The sequence below is a fragment of the Stutzerimonas sp. LR2 genome, assembly GCF_055755175.1.
In genome coordinates this window covers 1,201,531-1,226,815 of record NZ_JBVTRR010000001.1, presented here as the reverse complement: position 1 = coordinate 1,226,815, position 25,285 = coordinate 1,201,531, and the positions used below count along the sequence as shown (strand labels likewise).

General features: G+C 65.7%; 21 protein-coding genes. 9 read left to right on the top strand and 12 right to left on the bottom strand.

What is annotated here, in order from left to right; translation table 11 throughout:
• The first annotated feature begins 38 nt into the window (after positions 1-38).
• Positions 39-1,070, top strand: a complete 1,032-nt coding sequence (gene rsgA / locus ACVRRC_RS05610; protein ID WP_013984184.1) for a small ribosomal subunit biogenesis GTPase RsgA — start codon at positions 39-41, stop codon at positions 1,068-1,070.
• 12 nt (positions 1,071-1,082) lie between these two features.
• Here rsgA and motB read toward each other — a convergent pair whose 3' ends face one another.
• Entirely contained in the window at positions 1,083-2,093 is a 1,011-nt protein-coding gene (gene motB, locus ACVRRC_RS05605; protein ID WP_017246541.1) for a flagellar motor protein MotB, read from the bottom strand.
• A gap of 9 nt (positions 2,094-2,102) precedes the next feature.
• On the bottom strand, positions 2,103-2,954 hold the full coding sequence (gene motA / locus ACVRRC_RS05600; RefSeq protein ID WP_011914805.1) for a flagellar motor stator protein MotA: 852 nt from the start codon (positions 2,952-2,954) through the stop codon (positions 2,103-2,105).
• Positions 2,955-3,118: 164 nt separating this feature from the next.
• Between motA and ACVRRC_RS05595 the strand changes: the two genes are divergently transcribed.
• The 6 genes from ACVRRC_RS05595 to ACVRRC_RS05570 all read left to right on the top strand — a co-directional run bounded on the left by ACVRRC_RS05595 (position 3,119) and on the right by ACVRRC_RS05570 (position 11,730).
• Positions 3,119-4,642: an HDOD domain-containing protein gene (locus ACVRRC_RS05595; protein ID WP_472996727.1), complete on the top strand. Its 1,524-nt coding sequence runs from the start codon at positions 3,119-3,121 to the stop codon at positions 4,640-4,642.
• 47 nt (positions 4,643-4,689) lie between these two features.
• Complete coding sequence (locus ACVRRC_RS05590) at positions 4,690-5,505, top strand: rhodanese-like domain-containing protein (protein ID WP_472996726.1); 816 nt, start codon at positions 4,690-4,692, stop codon at positions 5,503-5,505.
• 11 nt (positions 5,506-5,516) lie between these two features.
• Positions 5,517-6,410 (top strand): archaetidylserine decarboxylase, encoded by an 894-nt coding sequence (gene asd, locus ACVRRC_RS05585; protein ID WP_011914808.1) that lies wholly within the window; start codon positions 5,517-5,519, stop codon positions 6,408-6,410.
• Positions 6,411-6,554: 144 nt separating this feature from the next.
• The gene (locus tag ACVRRC_RS05580) at positions 6,555-8,396 is read left to right on the top strand and encodes a hypothetical protein (RefSeq protein ID WP_011914809.1); all 1,842 of its coding nucleotides are present in this window, start codon (positions 6,555-6,557) and stop codon (positions 8,394-8,396) included.
• Between the two features lie 61 nt (positions 8,397-8,457).
• On the top strand, positions 8,458-10,524 hold the full coding sequence (locus tag ACVRRC_RS05575; RefSeq protein ID WP_014597845.1) for a GGDEF/EAL domain-containing response regulator: 2,067 nt from the start codon (positions 8,458-8,460) through the stop codon (positions 10,522-10,524).
• A 132-nt stretch (positions 10,525-10,656) separates the two neighbouring features.
• The gene (locus ACVRRC_RS05570; RefSeq protein WP_472996725.1) at positions 10,657-11,730 is read left to right on the top strand and encodes an NAD(P)-dependent alcohol dehydrogenase; all 1,074 of its coding nucleotides are present in this window, start codon (positions 10,657-10,659) and stop codon (positions 11,728-11,730) included.
• A gap of 48 nt (positions 11,731-11,778) precedes the next feature.
• On the opposite strand, the gene serB is transcribed toward ACVRRC_RS05570, so the two are convergent.
• Positions 11,779-12,993, bottom strand: a complete 1,215-nt coding sequence (gene serB / locus ACVRRC_RS05565) for a phosphoserine phosphatase SerB (protein ID WP_026006670.1) — start codon at positions 12,991-12,993, stop codon at positions 11,779-11,781.
• Between the two features lie 192 nt (positions 12,994-13,185).
• Between serB and ACVRRC_RS05560 the strand changes: the two genes are divergently transcribed.
• Positions 13,186-14,715 (top strand): AhpA/YtjB family protein, encoded by a 1,530-nt coding sequence (locus ACVRRC_RS05560; protein WP_043942271.1) that lies wholly within the window; start codon positions 13,186-13,188, stop codon positions 14,713-14,715.
• Between the two features lie 154 nt (positions 14,716-14,869).
• Here the strand turns inward: ACVRRC_RS05560 and ACVRRC_RS05555 are convergent, their stop codons facing one another.
• From ACVRRC_RS05555 to ACVRRC_RS05515, 9 genes are all read right to left on the bottom strand, one after another.
• On the bottom strand, positions 14,870-15,577 hold the full coding sequence (locus ACVRRC_RS05555; protein WP_017246547.1) for a PqiC family protein: 708 nt from the start codon (positions 15,575-15,577) through the stop codon (positions 14,870-14,872).
• 182 nt (positions 15,578-15,759) lie between these two features.
• Positions 15,760-18,012, bottom strand: a complete 2,253-nt coding sequence (gene parC, locus ACVRRC_RS05550; protein WP_472996724.1) for a DNA topoisomerase IV subunit A — start codon at positions 18,010-18,012, stop codon at positions 15,760-15,762.
• Entirely contained in the window at positions 18,009-18,536 is a 528-nt protein-coding gene (locus ACVRRC_RS05545) for a retropepsin-like aspartic protease family protein (protein ID WP_472996723.1), read from the bottom strand. The genes parC and ACVRRC_RS05545 overlap by 4 nt, the downstream gene beginning before the upstream one ends.
• A complete protein-coding gene (locus ACVRRC_RS05540; protein WP_472996722.1) occupies positions 18,533-19,516 on the bottom strand; it encodes an esterase-like activity of phytase family protein in 984 nt (327 codons plus the stop codon). The genes ACVRRC_RS05545 and ACVRRC_RS05540 overlap by 4 nt, the downstream gene beginning before the upstream one ends.
• Complete coding sequence (gene parE, locus ACVRRC_RS05535; protein WP_045633170.1) at positions 19,513-21,399, bottom strand: DNA topoisomerase IV subunit B; 1,887 nt, start codon at positions 21,397-21,399, stop codon at positions 19,513-19,515. Before parE ends, ACVRRC_RS05540 begins: the two co-directional genes overlap by 4 nt.
• A gap of 138 nt (positions 21,400-21,537) precedes the next feature.
• Positions 21,538-22,143, bottom strand: a complete 606-nt coding sequence (locus ACVRRC_RS05530) for a YqiA/YcfP family alpha/beta fold hydrolase (RefSeq protein WP_017246552.1) — start codon at positions 22,141-22,143, stop codon at positions 21,538-21,540.
• A 116-nt stretch (positions 22,144-22,259) separates the two neighbouring features.
• On the bottom strand, positions 22,260-23,075 hold the full coding sequence (cpdA, locus tag ACVRRC_RS05525) for a 3',5'-cyclic-AMP phosphodiesterase (RefSeq protein ID WP_019405421.1): 816 nt from the start codon (positions 23,073-23,075) through the stop codon (positions 22,260-22,262).
• A gap of 152 nt (positions 23,076-23,227) precedes the next feature.
• Positions 23,228-23,674: a DUF1249 domain-containing protein gene (locus ACVRRC_RS05520; RefSeq protein ID WP_011914821.1), complete on the bottom strand. Its 447-nt coding sequence runs from the start codon at positions 23,672-23,674 to the stop codon at positions 23,228-23,230.
• Positions 23,671-24,288 (bottom strand): NUDIX domain-containing protein, encoded by a 618-nt coding sequence (locus tag ACVRRC_RS05515; protein ID WP_017246554.1) that lies wholly within the window; start codon positions 24,286-24,288, stop codon positions 23,671-23,673. The genes ACVRRC_RS05520 and ACVRRC_RS05515 overlap by 4 nt, the downstream gene beginning before the upstream one ends.
• Before the next feature lie 215 nt (positions 24,289-24,503).
• On the opposite strand from ACVRRC_RS05515, the gene ACVRRC_RS05510 reads away from it, so the two are divergent.
• Entirely contained in the window at positions 24,504-25,241 is a 738-nt protein-coding gene (locus ACVRRC_RS05510) for an RsiV family protein (protein WP_472996721.1), read from the top strand.
• The last annotated feature ends 44 nt before the right edge of the window (positions 25,242-25,285 follow it).

The window sequence follows — 25,285 nt, the reverse complement described above, 5'->3', positions numbered from 1 at the left end:
TAGACTCGCCGACCAAAACTCCGAGACAGCCCCAACCCATGGCCAAACGCCAACTCAACCGCCGGCAAAGCTGGCGCATCGAGAAGATCCAGGAAGAGCGCGCCGCCCGTGCCGCGCGTCGCGAGAGCCGTGCCCTCGAGGAGCTGGAGGGCGGAGACCTGGGCCCGGAACAGACCGGGCTGGTCATCGCGCATTTCGGCGTACAGGTCGAGGTCGAGGCACTGGAGGGCGAACACAGCGGGCAGGTGTTCCGCTGCCACTTGCGGGCCAACCTGCCGGCACTGGTCACCGGCGACCGCGTGGTCTGGCGCCCGGGCAACCAGGGCATCGGCGTCATCGTTGCGCAGCTGCCGCGGCATTCGGAGCTGTGCCGGCCGGACATGCGCGGTCAGCTCAAGCCCGTGGCGGCCAATGTCGACCTGATCGTCATTGTCTTCGCCCCGCTCCCCGAGCCGCACGCCAACCTGATCGACCGCTATCTCATCGCCGCCGAGCACGCGGGCATCGCGCCGCTGCTGCTGCTGAACAAGGCCGACCTGATCGACGAACACAACGAGGTGGCTCTGAACCGGCTCCTGGACGTGTACCGCCAACTGGATTATCCGCTGCTGGAGGTCTCGGCCCATGGCGGCGCCGGCATGGATGAGCTGAAGGCGCGCCTGGACGGCCATGTCAGCGTGTTCGTCGGGCAATCCGGGGTGGGCAAGTCGTCGCTGGTCAACAGCCTGTTGCCGGGCGTGGACACCCGTGTCGGCGCGCTGTCGGAAATGACCGGCAAGGGTACGCACACGACCACCACCGCGCGACTGTTCCACTTCCCCGGTGGCGGCGAGCTGATCGACTCACCCGGCATTCGCGAATTCGGCCTCGGCCACGTCAGCCGCGCCGATGTGGAAGCGGGCTTCATCGAATTCCAGGAGCTGCTCGGCCACTGTCGCTTCCGCGATTGCAAGCATGATCGCGAACCGGGCTGCGCACTGCTCAAGGCGCTGGAAGACGGCCGCATCCAGCCGCAACGCATGGCCAGCTACCGGCACATCCTCAGCAGCCTGCCGGAATCGGACTACTGATAAGCGGGCTGATCAGCGCGCACCGGGTTCACTGAACTTCAGCACGCCATCCTCGAAGATGTTCAGCCGCTCGCGCAGCTGTTGCGGCTGCAACGGCTCATTGAGCGCCGGCGCGCCACCGCCACCGCCGCTTGCTGGCGGCTGAGCCGCCTCGCCCGCATCGGACTTCTGCGACGCATCGGGCTGCTCGCCCTCGATGGAGCGCTGCGCCTTCTTGGTCAGCACAAGGATATCGATGCGACGGTTCACCGGATTGAACGGGTCCTTGCGATCGAACAGCGCAGAGGATGCGTAGCCGACCACCCGCGCGATCTGCTCTTCCGGATAGCCACCGTACACCAGCGTTCGCCGGGCCGCGTTGGCGCGGCTGGCCGACAGCTCCCAGTTGCCGAAGTCACCACGCCCGGAAAACGGCTTGGCGTCGGTGTGCCCGCTGATGCTGATCTTGTTCGGCACCGCGGCGATGGTGTCCACCAGCGCCAGCAGGATGTCCTCGAAGTAAGGCTGTAGCTGGGCGCTGCCGAGGGCGAACATCGGTCGGTTCTCGGCATCCATGATCTGGATGCGCAGGCCGTCCTGGGTGATCTCGAAGAGGATCTGGTCCTTGAACTTCTGCAGCTCGGGGTTCTCGTCGACCTTGTTCTGCAGTTCCTGCAACAGCAACTCCAGCCGCTCGCGCTCGATCTGCTCGGCGAACGTCTCGGCCTGCTGGGCGTCGATCTGCGCCTCGCTCTGCGCCGGCTCCAGCTCGGGATTGAGGGTGCGGTCCGGCGAAGGCGTCGGCGTGCCGCCCAGATCGATGACATGGGGGCTGGCGCTTTCGGTGAACCCGATGGGGTCCTGAAAATAGCCGGAGATGAGTTTCTTCTGTTCCGGCGTGGCCGAACTCATCAGCCACATCACCAGGAAGAACGCCATCATCGCCGTGGCGAAGTCGGCGAAGGCGATCTTCCAGGCGCCACCGTGATGACCGCCAGCGACCTTCTTGACCCGCTTGACGATGATCGGTTGGGTATTGTCCATGGCGAACCTTTAGCTGCCACGCATGGCTTGCTCGAGCTCGGAGAAGCTCGGGCGGTGCGCCGGATAGAGAACCTTGCGGCCGAACTCGACGGCCAGGCTCGGCGGCATGCCGGACGCCGAGGCCACCAGGGTCGCCTTGATGGATTCGTATACGTTCAGCTCCTCCTTGGCATCGTGCTCCAGCGCCGCCGCCAGCGGGCCGAAGAAGCCGTAGGAGGCGAGAATACCGAGGAAGGTACCCACCAGCGCCGACCCCACCTTGTAGCCGATCATCGCGTTGTCCGCCTCAGCGAGGATGGACATGGTGATCACGATACCCAGCACCGCCGCGACGATACCCATCGCCGGCAGACCGTCGGCCACCTTGCTGACCGCGTGGGCCGGATGATCGAGTTCCTCCTTCAGGCTGGTCAGCTCCATGTCGAACAGGCCTTCCAGCTCATGGGGCGCCATGTTGCCGGAAGACATGATGCGCAGGTAGTCGCAGGTGAAGGCGGTCATCCGCTCGTCCTGCAGGAAGCCCGGGTACTTGCTGAACAGCGGGCTCGCGGCCGGGTCCTCGAGGTCAGCCTCGATGGCCATCATGCCTTCACGGCGGCTCTTGTTCAGAATCGCGTAGAGCAGGCTGAGCACTTCCAGGTAATAGGCGTGGGTGAAGCGCGTGCTGAACATCTTCAGCGACTTCTTGAAGACGATCATGGTGGTGCTGCCCGGGTTGGCCTGCAGGAAGCCACCCAGCGCCGCGCCGCCGATGATCATCACCTCGAAGGGATGGATGAGCGCGCCGATCTTGCCGCCGGATAGTACGAACCCGCCCAGCACGCTGGCGAACACGACGATGATGCCGATGATTTTGACCATAGGAGGTACGTCTGGAACCTGATTACGAGCCGTTCGGACTGCGGCAACAACTGCCGCAAAACCCCGCCGTACGGCCTTGCAGAAGGAATGTTGGAAGAATTGTTCTGGTTATCGGAACTTTTGCGCCAGACTAAAGGCCATCCCGATGAAAAGCTAGTTCGGCCATGACCACCACACCCCCGCTGCCCCGTACGCTACCTGCCTGGATCAAGGCACTCGATGACGCTCCCCTGCCCGCCTTCGCCGCCGTTCATGGCAAGGTGCGCCTGGCGCTGCGCGACGCCAGCAAGTCGATGCGGCAGATTGCCGAGCTGATTCAGGACAGCCCGGTGCTGGCGCTGCGCTTCATTCAGGAAGCCAATCGCGGCATCGGCGATGGCCAGCCAGCGGAAAGCCTCGAGGTCGCGCTCAGCCGCATCGGCCTGCAACGCGCCGAGGCGCTGCTGGGTCGCATACCGGCGATGGAGGCCCAGGACATGCCGCGGCCGCTGCGTCAGGTGGTGCTGATCAGCCGGCATGCCAGCCAGCAGGCCAACGGACTGTTCGCCGCCCGCCTCGCACGGCTGTGGCAGGACATCCACTGGGGCAGCCTGCTGTTTCTCGCCCCGGCCTGGGCGCTGGTCGGCGCCTATCCGCATCTGCTGGACGCCTGGGAGCAGCGAGTGCTGGTCAAGGGCGAGCCGGCCAGCCGCGTCGAGCGCGAACTGCTCGGCGTTTCCCTGCTGGAGCTGTGCCTCGCGCTCGCCGAGCACTGGCGCCTGCCGGACTGGATCATTCAGGGCTACCGCCTGCTGGGCGCCGACCGGCGCAGGCTGATCAAGGCGCTGCACATCGCCCACGACAACGAGCACCCGCTGCACCAGCAGCAGATGCTCGACGCCGATCCGGAATTGCGGCGCTGGCTGACGCTGCCGAGCAACACCATCGTACTGGCCAACGGCCTGGCGCTGTCGGCGCACCACAGCTGGAGCGGCATCCACAGCCTGCGCTGGCAACGCCTGGCCGGGCTGTATCTGCAGGTCCCGCTGGGGGAATTGCAGCAGATGGTGCACCAGCAGGCAGTCATCAGCGCCCGCGATTTCGGCGCGACCGATCTCTGGCACCCCGCCCAAGGGTTGCTGTGGCCGAGTGGCAGCCGCTTCCAGGTGTTGCGCGAAGTACCCGCGGCCACATCTGCACCGACGGCCGATCTGACCGAATGGCGCGAACACTGCCGCCGCCTGCTTGCCGAACCCAGCCCGTTCAGCAACGTGCTGCAGCTGACCGCCACCGCCAGCCAGGCCCTGACTAGCGCCGGCATGCAACGCTCGCTGGTATTGCTGGTGGATCGCAAGCAGAACCGCCTCGTCGCCCAGCAATGCGTCGGCCTGCCCGGCGATGCCGCACGGTTGACGCTTGCACCGGAGCAGAGCCAGGTCGTGCGTCGCCTGCTGGAAAAACCGGCCCAGCTGCGTCTGCAGCCGGCCAACATGGCACAGTTTTCCGCTCTGCTGCCCGGCGGCCTCAAGGCACTGTTCGCCGGCGAACACCTGCTACTTCGCTCACTGGGCGTCGACGGTCGGGTATTGATGCTGGTCGTGGCCGATCAGAACGGCGCGCCGCTGTCCGACGCCAGCGTGCAAACATTCGCTAAAACATCACAATGCATCGAGCGCGCTTTGAGTCTGTTCGGCAGGCGCGGGGGCTGAGCTTTTTCGCTAGACTTCGCCCCTTCAACGACTAGTCGAGGCCTGCCGTGTCCGCCTTTTCCAATCTGCCACTGGTGATCGAGCCCGCCGATCTGGCCACCCGCCTCGATGCGCCCGAGCTGATCCTGGTCGATCTGACCAGTGCCGCCCGCTATGCCGAAGGCCACCTGCCGGGCGCCCGCTTCGTCGATCCCAAACAGACCCAACTGGGCCGACCGCCCGCACCAGGCCTGCTGCCCGAACAGGCGCAGCTGGAACGGGTGTTCGGCGCGCTGGGCCATCGCCCCGATGCGGTGTACGTGGTGTACGACGACGAAGGCGGCGGCTGGGCCGGACGCTTCATCTGGTTGCTCGACGTGATCGGCCACCGGCACTACCACTATCTCAACGGCGGGCTGCATGCCTGGCTGGACGAAGCCCGTCCGCTGAGCCGGGAGATACCCGAAGCGGCGACCGGTACACCACACCTGGTCGTGGACGACGCCCCGACCGCCACCCGCCACTACATCGAGAGCCGCCTCGGCGCCAACGACCTGGTGATCTGGGACGCCCGCTCGCCGGCCGAATACCGCGGCGAGAAGCTCTTCGCCGCCCGCGGAGGCCATATCCCCGGGGCGGTCAATTTCGAGTGGACCGCCGCCATGGACCCCGCCCGCGCGTTGCGCATCCGCGAAGACATCGCCGAGCGCCTGCTGGCACTGGGCATCGTTCCGGACAAGGAAATCGTCACCCACTGCCAGACTCACCACCGCTCCGGCTTCACCTACCTGCTGGCCAAGGCGCTGGGCTATCCCCGCGTCAAGGGCTATGCCGGTTCCTGGGCCGAATGGGGCAACCTGCCTGACACCCCGGTGCAGCAATGAAAAGGACACACATGAAAGACCGCCTGTTCGTCATCAGCCAGTATGTGCTGCCGCATCACCTGATTTCCCGCCTGGCCGGCTGCCTGGCCGAATGCCGCCTGCCCTGGGTGAAGAACACGTTCATCAAGTGGTTCGTCCGGCATTTTCAGGTCGACATGCGCGAGGCGCAGATCGAGGAACCGACGGCCTACGAACATTTCAACGCCTTCTTCACCCGCGCCCTGAAGGACGGCGCCCGTCCGCTGGACAGCACGCCCGGCGCGATCCTCAACCCCTGCGACGGCGCCATCAGCCAGCTCGGCAAGATCGAGCAGGGCCGCATCTTCCAGGCCAAGGGCCACAGTTTCAGCGCCATGGAGCTGCTCGGCGGCGATCATGAGCGTGCAGCACCGTTCATGGGCGGCGCCTTCGCCACGGTGTACCTATCGCCCAAGGACTACCACCGCGTGCATATGCCGGTCAGCGGCACGCTGCGGGAGATGGTCTATGTGCCGGGCCGGATCTTCTCGGTCAACACCGTCACGGCGCAGGGCGTGCCGGAGCTGTTCGCGCGCAACGAGCGGGTCGTCTGCCTGTTCGACACCGAGCACGGCCCCATGGCGATGGTTCTGGTGGGCGCGATGATCGTTGCCAGCATCGAGACCGTCTGGGCCGGGCTGGTGACCCCGCCCAAGCGCAGCCTGAAGACCTTCCGCTACGACGAAGCGGCTCGCGCGCCTATCCACCTGGAAAAGGGCGCGGAGATGGGCCGTTTCAAACTGGGCTCCACCGTTATCCTGCTGTTCGGGCCGGACCGCGTGCGCTGGGCCGAACAGCTCGGCCCGCTGAGCCCGGTGTGCATGGGCGAGTCGCTGGGCCAGGCGGCGATCACCGCAGCCGCGAGCGAGGCCATCGAGCTTCAGTAAAAGGCGGGGCGCGACATTTCGGTAGCCCTCGGCTGCCGAATGTCGGGTAATATCATCGAGCCATCATTTAGTCCTGCCCATGCCGGCAGATATTGATAGAGTTCACATTACCCATGCCCTGAGCCGCCGCGGAGTCCGCCCGTTTTGGATAGACAGAGCCATCATCTGCTGTTGCGCGCACCCGCACCGACTCGGCAGACCCTGTCCTTCTGTGACGCCAGCGTTCGCGGTGTGACCGGCTGGCTCGCCGGCCTGCCGAAAGCCAACATCGGCGAGACCGCGCGCCAGCTCTATCAAGCGCTGATCGAGCTCAATCAACTGCGCATCGCCTCCGACACCCGCCTGCAGTTGCTCGAGCTGCTGCGTCCGGATGTCGACTTCGTCTGCAACCAGCTGGAAAAACACTTCGTCAACCAGCCGATTGTGCTCAGCGAGCGCCCGCGCAAGGTCGCCGGGCTGTGCCAGGCGCTGCAGAACCACTTGGCGGTGGGCTACAAGCTGATCGTGATACGTGTGGTCTCGCAACCCGATCGCGAGCGTCACCAGCTGCTGTCCATCGCGCTGCAGCGGGCCATCCACTGCCTTGGCGCACTGCTGATCCGCTCGACCCAGCTTTACGGGCCAGCGGCACCCGGGCTATGGCTGGAGCTGCACCAGCTCTACCAACTGGCAGTGGAACAGGGCACCGAGCGCCTGCTCATCCGCGACCCGCTGGCCCGTCATGCCAAGGGGTTGAGCGCGGAACAAAGCTATCTGGCATCCCTGCTGCTCGGCTGTGCGCGCTGCAATCAGATGCGTCAGCAGAGTATCGTCAAGCTCGCCGCCGCGCTGGAGGCCTGGAGCGGCATGGCGCAGATCCAGGCGGTCGGTGCCGCCGGCAGCCTGTTCCTGTTTTCCCCGCTGGTCGATGGGCCACCGCGCTACCGCTCGCTGTTTCCCGAGCGGGAGCAGCAGAACCTGCTCGGTATCAGCACCCAGCCACTGGTGGAAGTCATCGAGGAGCATCTTCGTCTGGCGCCGGACAATCGCCAGCTGACCCGCCTGCCCGCGGCGGCGGGGCTGGACGATGACCTGCTGCGGCACCTCTGCTCCGCCTGGGGCGCAATTTCCGAACGCACCTTTCAGCGCATCCCTGCCCAAGGCAGCCTGACCCTGTGCATCGGCATGACCGCGCTGCACTATCAACTGGCCGGCCAACGCCCGTTCAACGAAGTCCTGGAGCTGCAAGGCACCTCCAACCGTGCGGTGTTCAAGCTGCATAACGGCGCGGCGGATGTCTGGGCGAATGCCTTCGACGCGCAGAGCAGTACCGTCGAGCTGCTGCCGACCCATGACCATATCGAATTCGTCAGCCCGAACCTGACGCGCACAGCCGCCGCCGTCAAAACCGCCGCGCCCGCCAGCGCTCAACCCAGGCGGCCGAGCGAGACGGAAAACCATCCCCTGTATCAGGTGCAGCTGGTCGACCACAGCCCCGGCGGCTACTGCCTGGCATGGGAAGGCGAAGTGCCCGGCCAGCTGCAGACCGGCGAGCTGCTGGGGCTGCGCGAGGGCAGCTCGCAGAGCTGGAGCATCGCCGTGGTGCGCTGGATACGCCAGGTGCGCGGCGGTAGCACGCAGATGGGGGTCGAGCTGATCGCGCCCCAGGCCCAGCCGTGCGGGTTGCGCCTGCTGCGCAAGGATGACCAGGGCAGCGAATACCTGCGCGCCTTGCTGCTGCCGGAGATCGGTGCGATTTCCCAACCGGCCATGCTGATCGCACCGCGCCTGCCCTTCCAGGAAGGCCACAAGGTCCTGATCAAGCGTGAGGGCGAGGAACAGCGCGCCGTGCTCAATCGGCGGCGCACCGGCACCGGCAACTACAACCAGTTCGAATATCGCTCGCTCGGGCAGGTGGCGCCGGAGCGAGAGACACCTGTCACAGGCTGGAAAACCCACACGGCGGGCGGGGATGAAGATTTTGACTCACTCTGGAAGTCGCTGTAGATTGCCGACTCTCGCATTCTTGCCTGCCCGCGCCGCACCGGCGCGCACTTAAGCTGTTGCCATGGCCCTGCAAAAGAAAACCATCCGCCTGCTGATTCTCGAAGACTCGCAGAACGAGGCCGAGCGTCTGGTCAGCCTTTTCCGCAATGCCGGACAGGCGACCCGGGTGCATCGACTGACGTCCAGCGACGACCTGGCCGAAGCTCTGACGCAGACCTGGGACCTGCTGATCAATGCACCGCAAAGCGAGAACCTCGACCCCAGCGAGGCGATCGGCGCCATTCGCCGGCAGGCCAAGGACATCCCGATCATCCAGCTGACTGCCGGCAACGATGCCGAAGCGATCACCGAAGCATTGATGCTCGGCGCCCAGGATGCGCTGCCGCAGGGCGAGGATGAGTGGCTCCTGCTGGTGGCCAACCGCGAGCTGGCCAACCTGGAAGAGCGTCGCGCACGACGCTCGGCGGAAGTGGCGCTGCGCGAGGCCGAAAAGCGCTGCCAGTTGCTGCTCGACAGCTCGGTGGATGCCATCGCCTATGTGCACGATGGCATGCACATCTACGCCAACCGCGCCTACCTCGAGCTGTTCGGCTACGACGACGTGGAGGATCTGGAAGGCATGCCGATGATCGACCTGATCGCCGGCACCGACCAGAGTCGCTTCAAGACGTTCCTGAAGAACTACCAGACCCTCGAAGGCGCCGCCGAGCTTGCCTGCGGTGGTGTGCGCGCCGACGGCGACACGCTAAAGACACGGATGATCTTCTCGCCGGCGGCCTACGACGGCGAGCCCTGCATCCAGGTCGTGATCCGTGCCGAGAACGACAGCGCCGAACTGCAGAAGCTGCGCGAAATCAGCAGTCAGGACCCCGTGACCGGCCTGCTCAACCGCAACAGCTTCCTCGAAGTGATGGATGCCGCCGTCGAGCGCGCCGTGAACGCCGGACAGAGCGCCAGCCTGGCCTATGTTCGCGTCGACCGCTTCGCCGCGCTGCAGGCGGACATCGGCCTGGCCGACTCGGATGAGCTGCTCAGTCAGCTGGCCACCCTGCTGCGCGGACACTTTTCCGGCGACAGCCAGCTGGCACGCTTCGCCGACGACGTGTTCACCGTGCTGCAGCCCGGTCTCACTCCGCAGCAGGCCGAACCCGAACTGCGCAAGCTGCTGAGCAAAGTCGAAGGCCATCTGCTAGACGTCGGCGGCCGCACGGTGCAGACCACCCTCAGCATCGGTGTCGCCGGCCTCGACGAAAAGACCGCCAAGGCGCAGGACGCCATCGAGCGCGCGCACCGCTGCGCCGATGACCTGAGCGACGGCAATGCGCTGAAAATCTACAACCCGGCCGACGAGCTGGCCGCCGCCGCCAACCGCGGCGACATCATCGCCATGCTCAAGCAGGCCCTGGAGAACAACAGCTTCCGCCTGCTGTTCCAGCCGATCATCAGCCTGCGTGGCGACAGTTTCGAACACTACGAAGTGCTGCTGCGCCTGCTCGACCCGCAAGGCGTAGAGGTACCGCCCAGCGAGTTCCTCAGCGTCGCCAGCGAGGCGGGCCTGGCCACCAAGATCGATCGCTGGGTCATCCTCAACTCCATCAAGCTGCTGGCCGAACACCGCGCCAAGGGCCATCGCACACGGCTGTTCCTGCACCTGTCGGCTGCCAGCATCCAGGACGCCAGCCTGCTGGCCTGGCTGGGCGTCGTGCTCAAGGCGTCGCGCCTGCCGGGCGATTCGCTGGCCTTCGAATTGGGCGAAGCCGACGCCGTGGCCTACCTGAAGCCGGCCAAGGCGCTGGCGCAGGGGTTGGCCGGGCTCGGCTGTCGCATCGCGCTGTCCCAGTTCGGCTGCGTGCTCAACCCGTTCAACACGCTCAAGCATCTGGACGCCGAGTTCATCAAGGTCGACGGCTCCTACACCCAGGACCTCACCCGCCAGGAGAACCAGGAAGCCCTGAAGGCACTGCTGGCCGAGCTGCATGAGCAGCAGAAGCAGAGCATCGTGCCCTTCGTCGAAAGCGCCACGGTACTTGCCACCCTCTGGCAGGCCGGCGTCAGCTATATCCAGGGCCACTACCTGCAGGGCCCGAGCCAGTCGATGGACTACGACTTCTCCTCCGACGAAGAATGACCTCCGGGCTGGCCCCGCCAGCCCGAAGACTGCCTCCTGCGCCAACTCGCCCTGACTTGATCGCGGTCATCCGCCGGCTTCCACGCTGGGCTAGAGTGTCCGGACGTCTTCACTTCCAGGAGGAGTCGCACCATGGCCATGATGAAAGCCGCCGTGTTCGTCGAGCCGGGCCGCATCGAACTGCAGGACAAGCCCATCCCCGAGATTGGTCCCAACGATGCGCTGCTGCGCATCACCACGACCACCATCTGCGGCACCGACGTCCACATTCTCAAGGGTGAATACCCGGTCGCTCCCGGCCTGACCATCGGTCACGAACCGGTGGGCATCATCGAAAAGCTGGGCAGCAACGTGAGGGGCTACCAGGAAGGCCAGCGGGTGATCGCCGGCGCCATCTGCCCCAGCTTCACCTCCTACGCCTGCCAGGACGGCCTGCCCGCTCAGGATGGCGGCTGCTCCTGCCATGGCTACAAGCCCATGGGCGGCTGGCGATTCGGCAATACCATCGACGGCACTCAGGCCGAATACGTGCTGGTGCCCGATGCCCAGGCCAACTTGGCGCCGGTGCCGGACGCGCTGACCGACGAGCAGGTGCTGATGTGTCCGGACATCATGTCCACCGGTTTCGCTGGCGCCGAGGCGGCCAATATCAAGATCGGCGATATCGTGGTGATCTTCGCCCAGGGCCCGATCGGGCTGTGCGCCACCGCCGGCGCCCGGCTGCACGGCGCTGGCACCATCATCGCGGTGGACGGCGTGGATGCGCGGCTGGATATCGCGCGCAAGATGGGTGCGGATGTGACGCTCAACTTCCGCAATGTGGATGTGGTGGAGGAAGTGCTGAAACTGACCGGCGGCCGCGGCGTCGACGCCTCGATCGAGGCGCTGGGTCTGCAATCGACCTTCGAAAGTGCGCTGCGGGTGCTCAAGCCGGGCGGAACCCTGTCCAGTCTGGGCGTCTACTCCAGCGACCTGAGCATTCCGCTGGGCGCCTTCCATGCCGGCCTGGGCGACAACAAGATCGTCACCTCGCTCTGCCCCGGCGGCAAGGAACGCATGCGCCGACTGCTCAACGTGGTGGCGTCCGGCCGCGTCGATCTCGCCCCGCTGGTCACCCATCACTACGCGCTGGACGACATCGGTGCCGCCTATGACCTGTTCGCCAATCAGCGCGACGGCGTGCTGAAGGTGGCGATCAAGCCCTGACGACCTTGTGCTGGCCGGGCGCGCCGTTCGCCGCCCGGCCGGTGCGCATCACTCCGAACCCTCGCGGTCGCGGAAGCCCAGCAGATAGAGGATGCCGTCCAGGCCCAGGGTGGAGATGGCCTGCTTGGCCGACTGCTTGACCAGCGGCTTGGCACGGAAGGCGACGCCGAGCCCGGCGAGGCCGAGCATCGGCAGGTCGTTGGCTCCATCACCCACGGCGATGGTCTGCTCCAGGCACAGTCCTTCCTGCTCGGCCAGTTGGCGCAGCAGATCGGCCTTGCGCTGGGCATCGACGATAGGCTCGACCGCCACGCCGGTGACCTTGCCGTTTTCGATCTGCAGCTCGTTGGCGAATACGTAGTCGATGCCCAACTTGGCCTGCAGCTGCTTGGCGAAATAGCTGAAGCCGCCGGAGAGGATCGCCGTCTTGTAGCCCAGGCGCTTGAGCTCGGCGAACAGCACCTCGGCACCCTCGGTCAGGCGCAGGCTGGCGCCGATGTCGGCCAGCACGTTTTCCGACAGCCCCTCGAGCAGCGCCAGGCGCTCCTTGAAGCTGGCGCGGAAATCCAGCTCGCCGCGCATCGCGCGCTCGGTGATCTCCGACACCTGTTCGCCAACGCCAGCGGCCTTGGCCAGCTCGTCGATGACCTCGGCCTCGATCAGCGTGGAGTCCATGTCGAACACGGCCAGGCGACGGTTGCGCCGGTAGACCGAATCGCGCTGGAAGGCGATATCGACGTTCAGCTCCTGCGCCACGCTGAGGAACTCGGCACGCAGTGCGGCCGTGTCGGCCGGCTCGCCGCGCACAGAGAGCTCGATGCAGCCCTTGCCCCGCTCTTCGGGCATGTCCAGCGGCATACGCCCGGACAGCCGATCGATGTGGTCGATGTTGAGCCCGTACTTGGCGGTGATCGAGCTGACCCGCTGCAGCTGCTCGGCGGTGACCTTGCGCGTCAGCAGCGTGACGATGTGCCGGGCCTTGCCTTGCCCCGCGACCCAGTGCTGGTAGTCAGCCTCGGAAACCGGCGTGAAGCGCACCTGCTGGTCGTGCTTGTAGCCCATGAAGAGCACGTCCTTGAGGACCGACGAAGCGCGCTCGTTATCCGGAATCTCGATCAGGATGCCGAACGACAGCGTGTCGTGGATCACCGCCTGGCCGATGTCGAGAATGTTCACGCCACCCTGGGCGAGCACGCCGGTAATGGCCGCGGTCAGGCCCGGGCGATCTTCACCGGTGATATTGATCAGGACGATTTCGCGCAAGGCGCAGCTCCCATGGCAGGCAATGAAGGCGGGCATTCTACATCAGCTGGCAAGGGGGCTGGACAGCCGCCACCGCCTCCGCACGCGCAGCGCCGGCGGCGCAATTCGTCAGCTTACCGTTGCAGACCTTTAGCGCCCCCCGCGCTATCCGTATACTGCTCGGCAATTTCCCGACGAGAAGAGCCGCGCTCTGTGAACCGGCCCGCATCCGTAAAGCCAGACAACTTCTTCCTCATGCTCTATCGCGCCGTGCGCCAGCACCGCGTGCCGCTGGTGTTGCGCATCGCCGCCCATACGCTGCTGTTAGTGGCGTTGGCGCTGATCATCTACGCCTGGGTGATCGGCATGCAGTTCAAGCACGCCATGGCGCAGCAGGCCGATGCCCTCGGCCAGAGCCTGGTCACGCAGACTGCCGCCTCGGCCACCGATCTGCTGGTGGCCAACGACATCCTCAGCCTGAACGTGCTGCTGAGCAATCTGGTGAAGAATCCGCTGGTCGCCCACGCGGCGATCTACAGCGTCGACAACCGCGTGCTGGCGGAGTCCGGCACGCGCCCGCAGAAGGGTCTGCTCGGCGATGACAGCGGCCTTTATTCGACCCCGATCAGCTTCCAGGAGGTAATCGCCGGCCACCTGCGCGTCAGCCTCGACATGCAGCAGTTCCAGCAGCCGATGACCATCAGCCTGCAGAGCATGGGCCTGCTCAGCCTGATCCTGCTGGCCCTGACGCTGATGCTGAGTCTGCGCCTCGGCCGCCAACTGGCGACACCGTTGATGCAGATGCGCCTCTGGCTGCGCGATCCGGACGATCCTGCGCCGGGTGCCGGGCGCCAGGACGAGATCGGTGACCTTGCGCGCCAGTTGCAGGCACGGCTGGTGCCGGAAAAGCCCGAGCCGGAACTCGACCTCAGCGATGCGCTCGATGACGATTATTTCGAGCAGGATGACGATCGCGCCATCCCGCAGCGCACGCAGTCTCGCCCCGAACGCTTCGACATCGATCTGGACGATGACGAGCCGCAGCGCCCGGCACGACTGTCGGCCAACTTCGACGACGACGAACTGGAGATCGCCGACGACGAACCGCCATTCGATAGCCCGGCGCCAGCCAGCAGCGCGCCGCAGCCTAGCGTTCCGCGTTCGACCCGTAGTGCCGTGCTGGCCATCCAGCTCGGCGCCCAGGACCAGCTGCGCCGCCTGCCGCGGCCTCGCCTGACCGAGCTGCTGCAGCGCTACCGCGATTGCCTGCAACAGGCCGCCACGCTCTACCAGGCCGAGCTGCACACGCTCAACGACGGCAGCAGCCTGATGCTGTTCCACAGCCAGGACGACGAGCAGAACTACCTGACCCATGCGATCTGCTGTGGCGAGCTGATGCGTGCGCTGGCTCATGCACTGCAGATCGACGTCGCCGACAGCGGCATCACGCTGCAGCTGCAACTGGGCCTGACCCAGGGTGATGGCCTGTTCGACCTGAGCCAGGGCGATCTCTTGCTCAGCGAGCCGGCACAGGCGGCACTGGACATGTCGCTGCACAGCCGCAACCTGTTGCTGGTCGAAAGCAGCATCAGCGAAGACCGGCTGATCCAGCAACGCGCCCGCATCCGCCCGATCGCCAGCCCCGAAGGTGCCTGCTGCGTCGAGCGCCTGCTGGACCCCTACCCTTCTTTGCTGGAACGCCAGCTGGCCCGGATGCACGAGCTGCGCAGCCGCACCTACTGACGCGTTCGCGGGCGAGCCCCCGCTGTCTGCAAGGCGGGCTAACGATTGGCGAAGGCGGCAGCGCATCTCGCCGGCCCCTTCCACCCGCAAAAAGAAAAGCCCGACCAGGATCACCAGTCGGGCTTTTTCAGTCGTACTTCACCACTCAGCGGTGTCAGAAGCGGAAGACTTCCAGGTCGGTTCGGATCGGCTCGGCCGCCGGAATGCGCGGTGCCGGCGGTTCGGCCGACTTGCTCACCTGTGGCTTGGCCGGCGCCGGCTTGGGCGGCGTCTTGGCGACCAGCGCGGGCTCGACCGCCCCGGCCACCATCTCGCTCAGGCGCTGCAGCAGGGCGCTCTGCGCGCGCACCTGATCGGCGGTGGTGCCGAGGTGCTCTTCCTGCAGGCGCACCAGACGGCTGCCCAGATGCTTGCCGGCCTTGTCGCGCAGACGCCACTGCGCCTCGAGTACCGCCGGGTACGCAGGCCCGGAATCGAGGCGGGTGATGGATAGCTCGATCTGTACCTCCGGCGCGAAGCCTTCGTCGGCGGGACCGAGCACCAGGCTTTGCGTATCCAGGCGCCAGGCCAACTGGCGCAGCATGAGCTGCTCGATATCGGCCTTGAGGCTGCCCGCCCAGCGGGCCTGCTGGTCATCGGCAGCCAGGCTGCCGTCGGCCAGACGCTGCAGCAGCGCATCGCGCTGCAGATAATCGGCAAGGGTAACCGGCGCCAGCAGCACGGCCGCGCCATCGATCCGCTCCGGCACCTCGGTGGTACCGCTGTCCAGGCGATACATGGGTGCCGGCTGCAGACCGACACAGCCGGTCAGGCCGATGCTGGCCAGCAACAACACAGTCGGAACACGCAGCAAGTTCTTCATTACCGTCATAACACCACAGTTCAGGCCACTGGCGACCCTCTCGGCCGCCGTCGCCTCGTGCCCATGTCGCGTCGGACAGCATGTCGTCGACGCGCAACTAGGCACCGGGCAAAACGCCGCAGGCTGGAAAGGCCGCTATCTTCCGTGAATCTGGCCGTCGATTCCAGCGCCAATGCACATTGTCACACTTCTACCAGCAGGCCTTCGACGCGCTGGAAGCCTCGCGGCAGCTTGTTGCCGCGCCTGCCACGTTCGCCCTTGTAGTGCTCGAGATCCTCGGCCTTGAGCGACAGCGTGCGCTTGCCTGCCTGCAGAACCAGGGTGGCGCCAGCCGGCAGCACGGCGAGATCGACCAGATACTCCTCGCGACTGGCCACCCGCTCCCCGGGAATGCCGATGATCTTGTTGCCCTTGCCCTTGCCCAGCTGCGGCAGATCGCGCACCGGGAAGACCAGCAGGCGGCCTTCGGTGGTGACCGCGGCAAGCCAGTCGTCCTCGCGGCTGGCCAATGGTCGTGGTGCGACGACGCGAGCGCCGGCCGGCAGGGAGAGCAGCGCCTTGCCAGCCTTGTTCTTGGCCTGAAGGTCCTCGCCCTTGACGACAAAACCATAGCCGGCATCCGAGGCGATCACATAGAGCGCATCATCGTCGGGCAGCAGCACGCATTCGAAGCTGGCGCCTGGCGGCGGAGTCAGCCGGCCGGTGAGCGGCTCGCCCTGGCCACGTGCCGATGGCAACGTGTGGGCTGCCAGTGAGTAGCTGCGGCCGGTGGAGTCGATGAACACCGCATACTGGTTCGAGCGGCCCGCCGCCGCCGCCTTGAAGTTGTCGCCGGCCTTGTAGGAAAGCCCGCCAGCATCGATGTCGTGACCCTTGGCGCAGCGCGCCCATCCCTTCTCGGAAATCACCACGGTAACCGGCTCGGACGGCAGCAGCTCGTTCTCCGTCAGGGCTCGGGCCTCGGCGCGCTCGACAATCGGCGAGCGGCGGTCATCGCCATAGGTTTCGGCGTCTTCCAGCAGTTCCTTGCGCACCAGCTTCTTCAGCTTGGCTTCGCTGCCGAGCAGTGCCAGCAGCCGCTCGCGCTCCTTGGCCAGCTCGTCCTGCTCGCCGCGGATCTTCATCTCTTCCAGACGCGCCAGCTGACGCAGGCGGGTGTCGAGGATGTAGTCAGCCTGAAGTTCGGACAATTCGAAACGCGCCATCAGCACCGGCTTGGGCTGATCCTCGGTCCGGATGATGTGGATCACCTCGTCGAGGTTGAGGAACGCCACCAAAAGGCCTTCCAACAGGTGCAGGCGCTTTTCCACCTTGTCCAGGCGGAACTGCAGACGACGGCGCACGGTACCGATGCGGTAGGTCAGCCACTCGCTGAGCAGGGTGCGCAGGTTCTTCACCTGCGGCCGGCCGTCGAGGCCGATGACATTGGCGTTGACCCGGTAGCTGGATTCCAGGTCGGTGGTCGCGAACAGGTGCTGCATCAGCGCCTCGACATCGACCCGGTTGGAGCGCGGGATGATGACGATGCGGCAGGGGTTCTCATGGTCCGACTCGTCACGCAGGTCGGCCACCATCGGCAGCTTCTTGGCCTGCATCTGCCCGGCGATCTGCTCGAGCACCTTGGAACCGGACACCTGGTGCGGCAACGCGGTGACCACGATATCGCCGTCCTCGACCCGGTAGACGGCACGCATGCGCACCGAACCACGGCCGGTTTCGTAGATCTTCAGCAGGTCCGCACGCGGCGTGACGATCTCGGCCTCGGTCGGGAAATCCGGCCCCTGCACATGCTCGCAGAGCTGCTCGACGCTGGCACTCGGCTCGTCGAGCAGACGCACGCAGGCGGCGGCGACTTCACGCAGGTTGTGCGGCGGCACGTCGGTGGCCATGCCCACGGCGATGCCGGTGGTGCCGTTGAGCAGCAGGTTGGGCAGCCGCGCCGGCAGGGTCGCCGGTTCGTCCAGGGTGCCGTCGAAGTTCGGCACCCAGTCCACCGTGCCCTGCCCCAGTTCGGACAGCAGCACCTCGGAATAGCGTGACAGGCGCGCCTCGGTGTAGCGCATGGCGGCGAAGGATTTGGGATCGTCCGGAGCACCCCAGTTGCCCTGACCGTCGACCAGCGTGTAGCGGTAGCTGAACGGCTGTGCCATCAGCACCATTGCCTCGTAGCAGGCGCTGTCGCCGTGCGGGTGGAACTTGCCGAGCACGTCACCGACGGTACGCGCGGACTTCTTGTGCTTGGCGTCGGCGTTCAGGCCGAGTTCGCTCATGGCATAGACGATGCGCCGCTGCACGGGCTTGAGGCCGTCGCCGATATGCGGCAGCGCGCGATCCATGATCACGTACATGGAATAGTTGAGGTAGGCCTGCTCGGTGAAGTCGGCGAGGGAGCGCCGCTCCACGCCGTCCAGGCTCAGGTCGAGGGATTCGCTCATGGTCGATCCGTTACATGCTGGCGCAGCACCAGGGTGCCGGCGCGCTGGGTGAATTCAAGTTGTTTCAGGGCGCTCATGCCGAGCAGAACCTGTTCGCTGCGAAAGCCGGGGGCGACGATGGCGCGCACGTCGCGCAGCACGATGTCGCCCAGGCTGAGGCTGTTCAACACGGTGCGATAGCCGGTGGTCTGGCCATTGGCGGTGTGCAGCATCACCGGCGCACCGCGGGACAGTCCCAGCCGCTCGGCCAGCTCGGCCGGCACGGCGACGTCCGTGGCGCCGGTGTCGAGCAGAAAGGTGACCGTTTCGCCATTGATCTTGCCGCTGGCGACGAAATGCCCCTGGACGTTGCCAGCCAGCTGCACCTCGATCTGCTCGCCCTGCAGCTGGGATACCGGCTGGCGGTTCGGGTTGAGGCGATTTTCCTCCCAGGCAGCGAAGAAGCGCGTCGCCAGATACAGCCCAACGCCCCAGGCGAGCACCAGCATCACCCGCCCGGCACGACGCCCGGCCGTCTGGCTCACGGCCGCGCCATCCAGCCACCGCCCGGTGCGGCGAAACGCCAGACGATGGGTCGCTTCTCGCCGTCGCCGCGCGCCTTGCCGTTGTTGTCGACGCCGATCCAGGCCCCTTCGGCGTCGATCCACAGCGCCTCGGCATTACCGAACGGCTCGCGGTAGCGGCGCTCCTCGGTCAGCGCCTCGGCGGCGAACGACCAGCAGCGTTCGACCGTCCCGTTCGCCGGGCTGCGCCGGCAGACCCGATATGCAGAGGGTTCCAGCACGAACAGCTTGTCGTTGAAATAGGCCAGGGCCGAGAAGCTGCGCGGCAGCGGCGTATCGCCGAGCGCCGCGGGCGGCTGCTGATGCCCGCCCTGCGCCATCAGCACACAACCGCCGGTGCACTGCCAGCTGCGCTGCTTGCGGTGCATCACCAGCAGCCCGCGGCGTTCGCGCTCGGCGGCCAGCCACATGCGTTCGGCTTTCGGGTCGACCGCAATGCCCTCGAACAGCGCGTTGAAATGCCAGAGCATGCCACTGGCCCGTGCCTGACGAACCAGGGACTCGGGCAGGCGCAGCCATTCCGCCGTGCCGGCCGGGCTCACCCGCAGCACGGCGGCATGCGCCTCGCTGACGACGTAGCGATTGCCCAGCGCATCGCAGCTCAGCCCTTCGAAATCGAGGTGGCCGCCGCGCACATGGCCACTGAGCCAGGCGCGCATGCGCATGCCCCAGGGCAAACCACTATTGGGCGGCGGGCCGGCTTCGAAGCGCTCCGGTTCGGCCTGCCAGGGCGAGACGCTGGTATCGAGCCGGTACAGTACGTCGTCTTCGCGGTCGGATACCGCCCACAGCGCATCTCCGCACCAGGCCATTCCGGACAGATTGCCGCCGCTCATGCCCTGCACGGGATGCTCGCTCAACAGCTTCAGCTCGGGCGCCGGTTCGTTGGCCCAGAGCGGTGCCGAAACCAGGCTCAGCAGCGCCAGCCCACGGCGGATCAAACCAGCACCTCCGCCAGGTTGCCCTTGGACTCGAGCCAGCTCTTGCGGTCGCCAGCGCGCTTCTTGGCCAGCAGCATATCCATGACTTCGCGGGTGCCCTCGAAATCATCCAGGGTCAGCTGCACCAGCCGGCGGGTGTTGGGGTCCATGGTGGTCTCGCGCAGCTGTGGCGGGTTCATTTCGCCGAGACCCTTGAAGCGCGTCACCTGCGGCTTGCCGCGGCGCTTCTCGGCCACCAGCCGCTCGAGGATGCCGTCACGCTCGGCCTCATCCAGCGCATAGAAGATGTCCTTGCCCAGGTCGATGCGGTACAGCGGCGGCATGGCTACGTAGACATGACCCGCCTCCACCAGCGGGCGGAAATGCTGGACGAACAGGGCGCACAGCAGGGTGGCGATATGCAGGCCGTCGGAGTCGGCGTCGGCGAGGATGCAGATCTTGCCGTAGCGCAGCTGGGCCAGATCGGTGGCGCCCGGATCGACGCCGATGGCCACGGCGATGTCATGTACTTCCTGGCTGGCGAGCACCTCGCCGCCGTCGACCTCCCAGGTGTTCAGGATCTTGCCACGCAGCGGCATGATCGCCTGAAACTCCTTGTCCCGCGCCTGCTTGGCGGAGCCGCCGGCCGAGTCGCCTTCGACCAGGAACAGCTCGGCGCGCATCGGGTCCTGCCCGGCGCAGTCGGCCAGCTTGCCCGGCAGCGCCGGCCCTTGAGTGATCTTCTTGCGCTCGACCTTCTTGCCGGCCTTCAGTCGACGCCCGGCATTGCTGATTGCCAGCTCTGCCAGTTGCATGCCCAGCTCCGGGTGGGCATTGAGCCAGAGGCTGAAGGCATCCTTGACCACGCCCGAGACGAACGCCGCCGCCTCGCGTGACGACAGGCGCTCCTTGGTCTGCCCCGAGAACTGCGGCTCCTGCATCTTCATCGAGAGGACGAAAGCGATGCGCTCCCAGATGTCTTCCGGGGCCAGCTTGAGCCCGCGCGGCAGGAGGTTGCGGAACTCGCAGAATTCGCGCATGGCGTCCAGCAGGCCCTGGCGCAAGCCATTGACATGGGTGCCGCCCTGAGCCGTGGGAATCAGGTTGACGTAGCTTTCCTGAACGCTCTCGCCGCCCTCCGGCAACCAGAGCAACGCCCAGTCCACCGCCTCGGTATTGCCCGCCAGGGCGCCGACGAAAGGCTCGTCGGGCAGGCGCTGGTACTCACTGACCGAGTCCACCAGGTAGGAGCGCAGGCCGTCCTCGTAGTGCCACTCGACCTTCTCGCCGGTGCTCTTGTCCTCGAAGCTGACGCTCAACCCTGGGCAGAGCACGGCCTTGGCCTTGAGCACGTGCTTGAGCCGGCTGATGGAAAACTTCGGCGAGTCGAAATACTTGGGATCGGCCCAGAAGCGCACGCTGGTGCCGGTGTTGCGCTTGCCGACGCTGCCGATCACTTCCAGATCACTGGCCTTGAAGCCGTCGGCGAAGCTCATGCGGTACTCGCTGCCATCGCGCTTGACGGTCACCTCGACACGGGTCGACAGCGCGTTGACCACGGAGATGCCGACCCCGTGCAGACCACCGGAAAACTGGTAGTTCTTGTTGGAAAACTTGCCGCCCGCGTGCAGCTTGGTGAGGATCAGCTCGACACCCGGCACCCCTTCCTCGGGGTGAATGTCCACCGGCATGCCGCGGCCGTCGTCGATCACTTCCAGCGAGTTGTCTTGGTGCAGGATCACCTGGACCGAGCGGGCATGCCCGGCGAGGGCTTCGTCGACACTGTTGTCGATGACTTCTTGGGCCAGGTGATTGGGCCGCGAGGTGTCGGTGTACATGCCCGGGCGCTTGCGCACCGGATCGAGGCCGGAAAGAACCTCGATGGCTTCTGCGGTATAAGACATCTGTCGGGTACGGTCCTTATGTTCTGAACAATCAGCCCGCTACGGGCTGCAAAAAACCAGCGCACCGGCCGGGCTCCACCGCTGCAGTTCTCCTGGCGAACCCGTTCGGGTCGCCTGGGCCCGCACCTCTATCCCGGCTCAGAGTTTTCCCAGCCAGGCCTGCGGCTCGAAGCCGGCGAACGCCAGCAGCGCCGGCAGGCGCTCGGCGAAGCCCTGGAAGCCGTGGTCGCCGCCGGCCTGGATGCGCAGTGCGCAGCCCCGGTAGAACTGCGCCGCGTCACGGTAGTCGAGCGTTTCGTCGCCGGTCTGCAGCCACACCTGATAGCGTTCGGCATCTTCGGGTGGCGCCGTTTCCAGCTCCGCCAGCGCGGTCACGTGATCCTCGGTAAGCTCCCAGACCTCGCCGCTGTACAGGTTGGTCTGTGGTCCGAGATAGCCGTCGAAACGGCGGTGTGGCATCACCGCCGGATTGATCAGCAGGGCCTTCAGGCCATGGCGCTCGGCAAGGTGCGTCGCATAGTAGCCGCCAAGCGAGCTGCCGACCAGCAACGGTCGCCCAAGCTCGGCCAGACAGGTCTCGAGTTGCCCAATGGCCTGACGCGGGTGGTGATGCAGGGCGGGAACCCGCAGACGCTCGGCCTGGCCGAGTCGCTCCAGCGCCGACGACAGCTGGCTCGCCTTCTGCGAGAGCGGGGAGCTGTTGAGCCCGTGGATATAGAGGATCGAAGGCGGATAACTGGACATGGATACAGTTCTTGAAAAAACCGCAAGGCTACTAGGCCCATGCTGCGCTCTGCAAGCGACCCGCCCAGGCGTCACGCCTCGCTCGCGCCACAGGTGTCGGCAGTCGCCAACCGCGATCAGTAGCCTTTAACGCTGTAGTCGATCTCGAAGTCGATGCCGCTGACGCGCGACACATCGGTCTCCAGCCGCCCATCGGCGTACAGGCGCAACCAGCGATAACCGGGTGCCGCGCTATCGACCTGGAAGTCTTCGCTCTGCGGCGTGAACTGCACGCCCGTCGACGGCGTGGCCAGCAGCCGAACCCCATTGCGCGACTGATCGAACGCCTGATGGATGTGGCCCCAGAGCAGCGCACGCACGTTGTCGTGGCGGTCCAGCACCTCGAACAGCGCCTCGGGGTTGCGCAGACCGATGCGATCCATCCAGCGGCTGCCGATGGACACCGGATGGTGGTGCAGGCAGACCAGATGGTGATGATCCGGCGCCTCGCTCAGCGCCCGCTCAAGCAACTCGAGCTGGTCGCCGCGCAGCATGCCGAATACCGAACCGGCAACCAGGGTATCGAGCATCACCACACGCCAGCCGCCGATTTCCAGCACCGGCTCCATCAGCGCACTACCACGGGCAGCCTCACGCATGGCACCGAGTTCGTCATGATTGCCGGGGCACCAGCGCGCGGGGGCCTCGATACGCTCCGCCAGCTGACGGAAACGCTGATAGGACGCCACCGAGCCGTCCTGCGAAAGGTCACCGGTGGCCAGGATCAGGTCGATGCGCGGCTGCTCGGCAACGGCCAGCTCGACGACGCGCGCCAGGCTATCGCCGGTGTTCAGGCCCAGCAGCTTGCCGTCCGCTTCGGCAAACAGATGGCTGTCGGTAAGCTGCACCAGCAGAACCGAATCTTCAACAGCAGTCACGGGCGCACCAGGCAAGGCCCTTCTCCTTGAGCTAAATCGCAACGGAATTATGGTAGGAGCCCGACGGGGGGGTAAACCTTGGGAAGTGGGCATGGGTCACAGAACCACATCGCGCACCTGAAGCAGGTCACGCAAGCCCAGCCCAGAAAAGCGCAGAGGGAACGGCGTTAGAGCACCGGTTCGAGTTCGTGGCCGCAGGCCAGGCAGTGTCCCAACCACTCGCCGAGAAAGAGATTGAGCTGGTTCTTCTCATCAGGCTGGTGCATCTGCGCGTTGGGGTAGTGGTAAATGCCACGAAAGCGCCGCGCGTTTTCGGCACGAACCACTTCGGCCATGCGCGCGTCGTGGTAGACGCGCACTTCCATCTTCGGCACCGGCAACCAGCTCAGGCAATGCTCCTGGCTCACCCGCACGGTGGTGGTATAGGGGCAGCTCTCCAGTACCTCGAGCACCAAGACGCCGAGCAACAGGTCACCCTGGCTGATCGCGATGCGCCGCGCCTCGCAACCGCTACGCATGCCCGGCAACAAACGCATCAGTCGCAGGTAGTTGGCTTCGCAGGCCGCCTGCAGTTCGAGCAGATCGACTCGGTATCGCTCGCGCGTCTTCCTCATACCCACTCCCCCCGCACCTGCTCGCGATTCAAGGCCAGCCACTGCAGTGCAATGATGCTGGCCGCATTGTCGATTCGACCGTCGGAAACAGCGCCCAGTGCCTCTTCCAGCGACCAGACATGCACCCGGATGTCCTCGCCCTCTTCGGCCAGCCCGAACACACCGTCGGCCCCTTCGCTGTCGCAGCGGCCTATATAGAGGTGTACGCGCTCGTCGCTGCCCCCCGGCGAAGGGAAATAGCGTGTGACCGGCCACAAATCGGCCAGCTCCAGCCCGGCCTCTTCCACCGCTTCGCGACGGGCGACTTCATCCGGTGACTCGTCCTTGTCGATCAGCCCGGCGACCAGTTCGATCAGCCAGGGGTTGTCGACCTTGCCCAGCGCCCCGACGCGAAACTGCTCGATCAGCACCACGCGATCGCGCTGCGGATCGTAGGGCAGCACGCATACGGCATCGTGGCGCACGAACAGTTCGCGGCTCAGCTCGTCCCCCATGGCACCACTGAACTGACGGTGGCGCAGGTGAACGCGCTCCAGCCGATAGAAACCGCTGAAGCATTGCTCTCGACGAAGGATCTGGACATCATCCGGACCGGGTTTGAAGGTCTCGCTCATGGGCACACTCAATATCGGTTTGATCCGCGCCTGGGCCGGCGGCGAATGACTGCAACCGTCACATCGTGAGCGGCTTCGCGATCATCCTAGCGCGCCATCGTCTCTGGCGCAGCCCTTTGCAGACCACCGTAACCGAAGCATACGCATCTGCCGCGTGCGCACGAACTTCACGAGCGAGCAACGATCGAAAGCGCACTGCCATGCCTGGACCAACCATGTATCCAACCGCACCCATCCGCAATCTCCTCATTATGGGCAGCCTTTTCGTGCTGCTGAACGGCTGTCAGCACTTTGTCTCGGAACCTCCTGTGAAGGTCGACCAGACGGTCACCGAGCATCGTCCTCAGGGCTGTGAGGGCGACAGCTGCCCACTGGTGAACGTCGATACTCTGACCTTTGCCGACGAACCTGAACTCAACCGCCTGATCGACGCACGGCTGCGGCGGATGACCATCAACGGCCCGGATGACCGCCTGCCCGCGTCGCTACAGGATTACCAGCAGCGCTTTCTGAGCACCGCCGAGCCGGGCTGGAGCAGCTACCTGCAGGCCAAGCTGCGCGAGCAGCACGGCGACATCCTGGTGGTCGAGTTTTCCAGCTACCTGTATGTCGGCGGGGCCCACGGCATGCCCGGGCGTGGCTTCATCAACTACGATCGCGAGCTGAACCGCGAGCTGCGCCTGGAGGACCTGCTGATTCCGGGACAGGAAGGTAACTTCTGGCGCGTCGCACGCCAGGCGCACCAGCGTTGGCTGGTGGAGAACGAACACGATCAGGACGCCGAGTTCGTGGAATTCTGGCCCTTCCAGCAGACCCCGCATATCGCGTTACTGAAAGATCAGGTGCTGCTCAAGTACGACGTCTACAGCATCGCGCCGTACTCCAGCGGCCACCCGGAGCTGCTCATTCCCTTTGAACAGCTCAAGGGCATTCTGAAAGCCGAATATCTCTGAGGATACGAAGCGGGCCGGCATCTGCCGGCCCGCTTTGGCTCAGG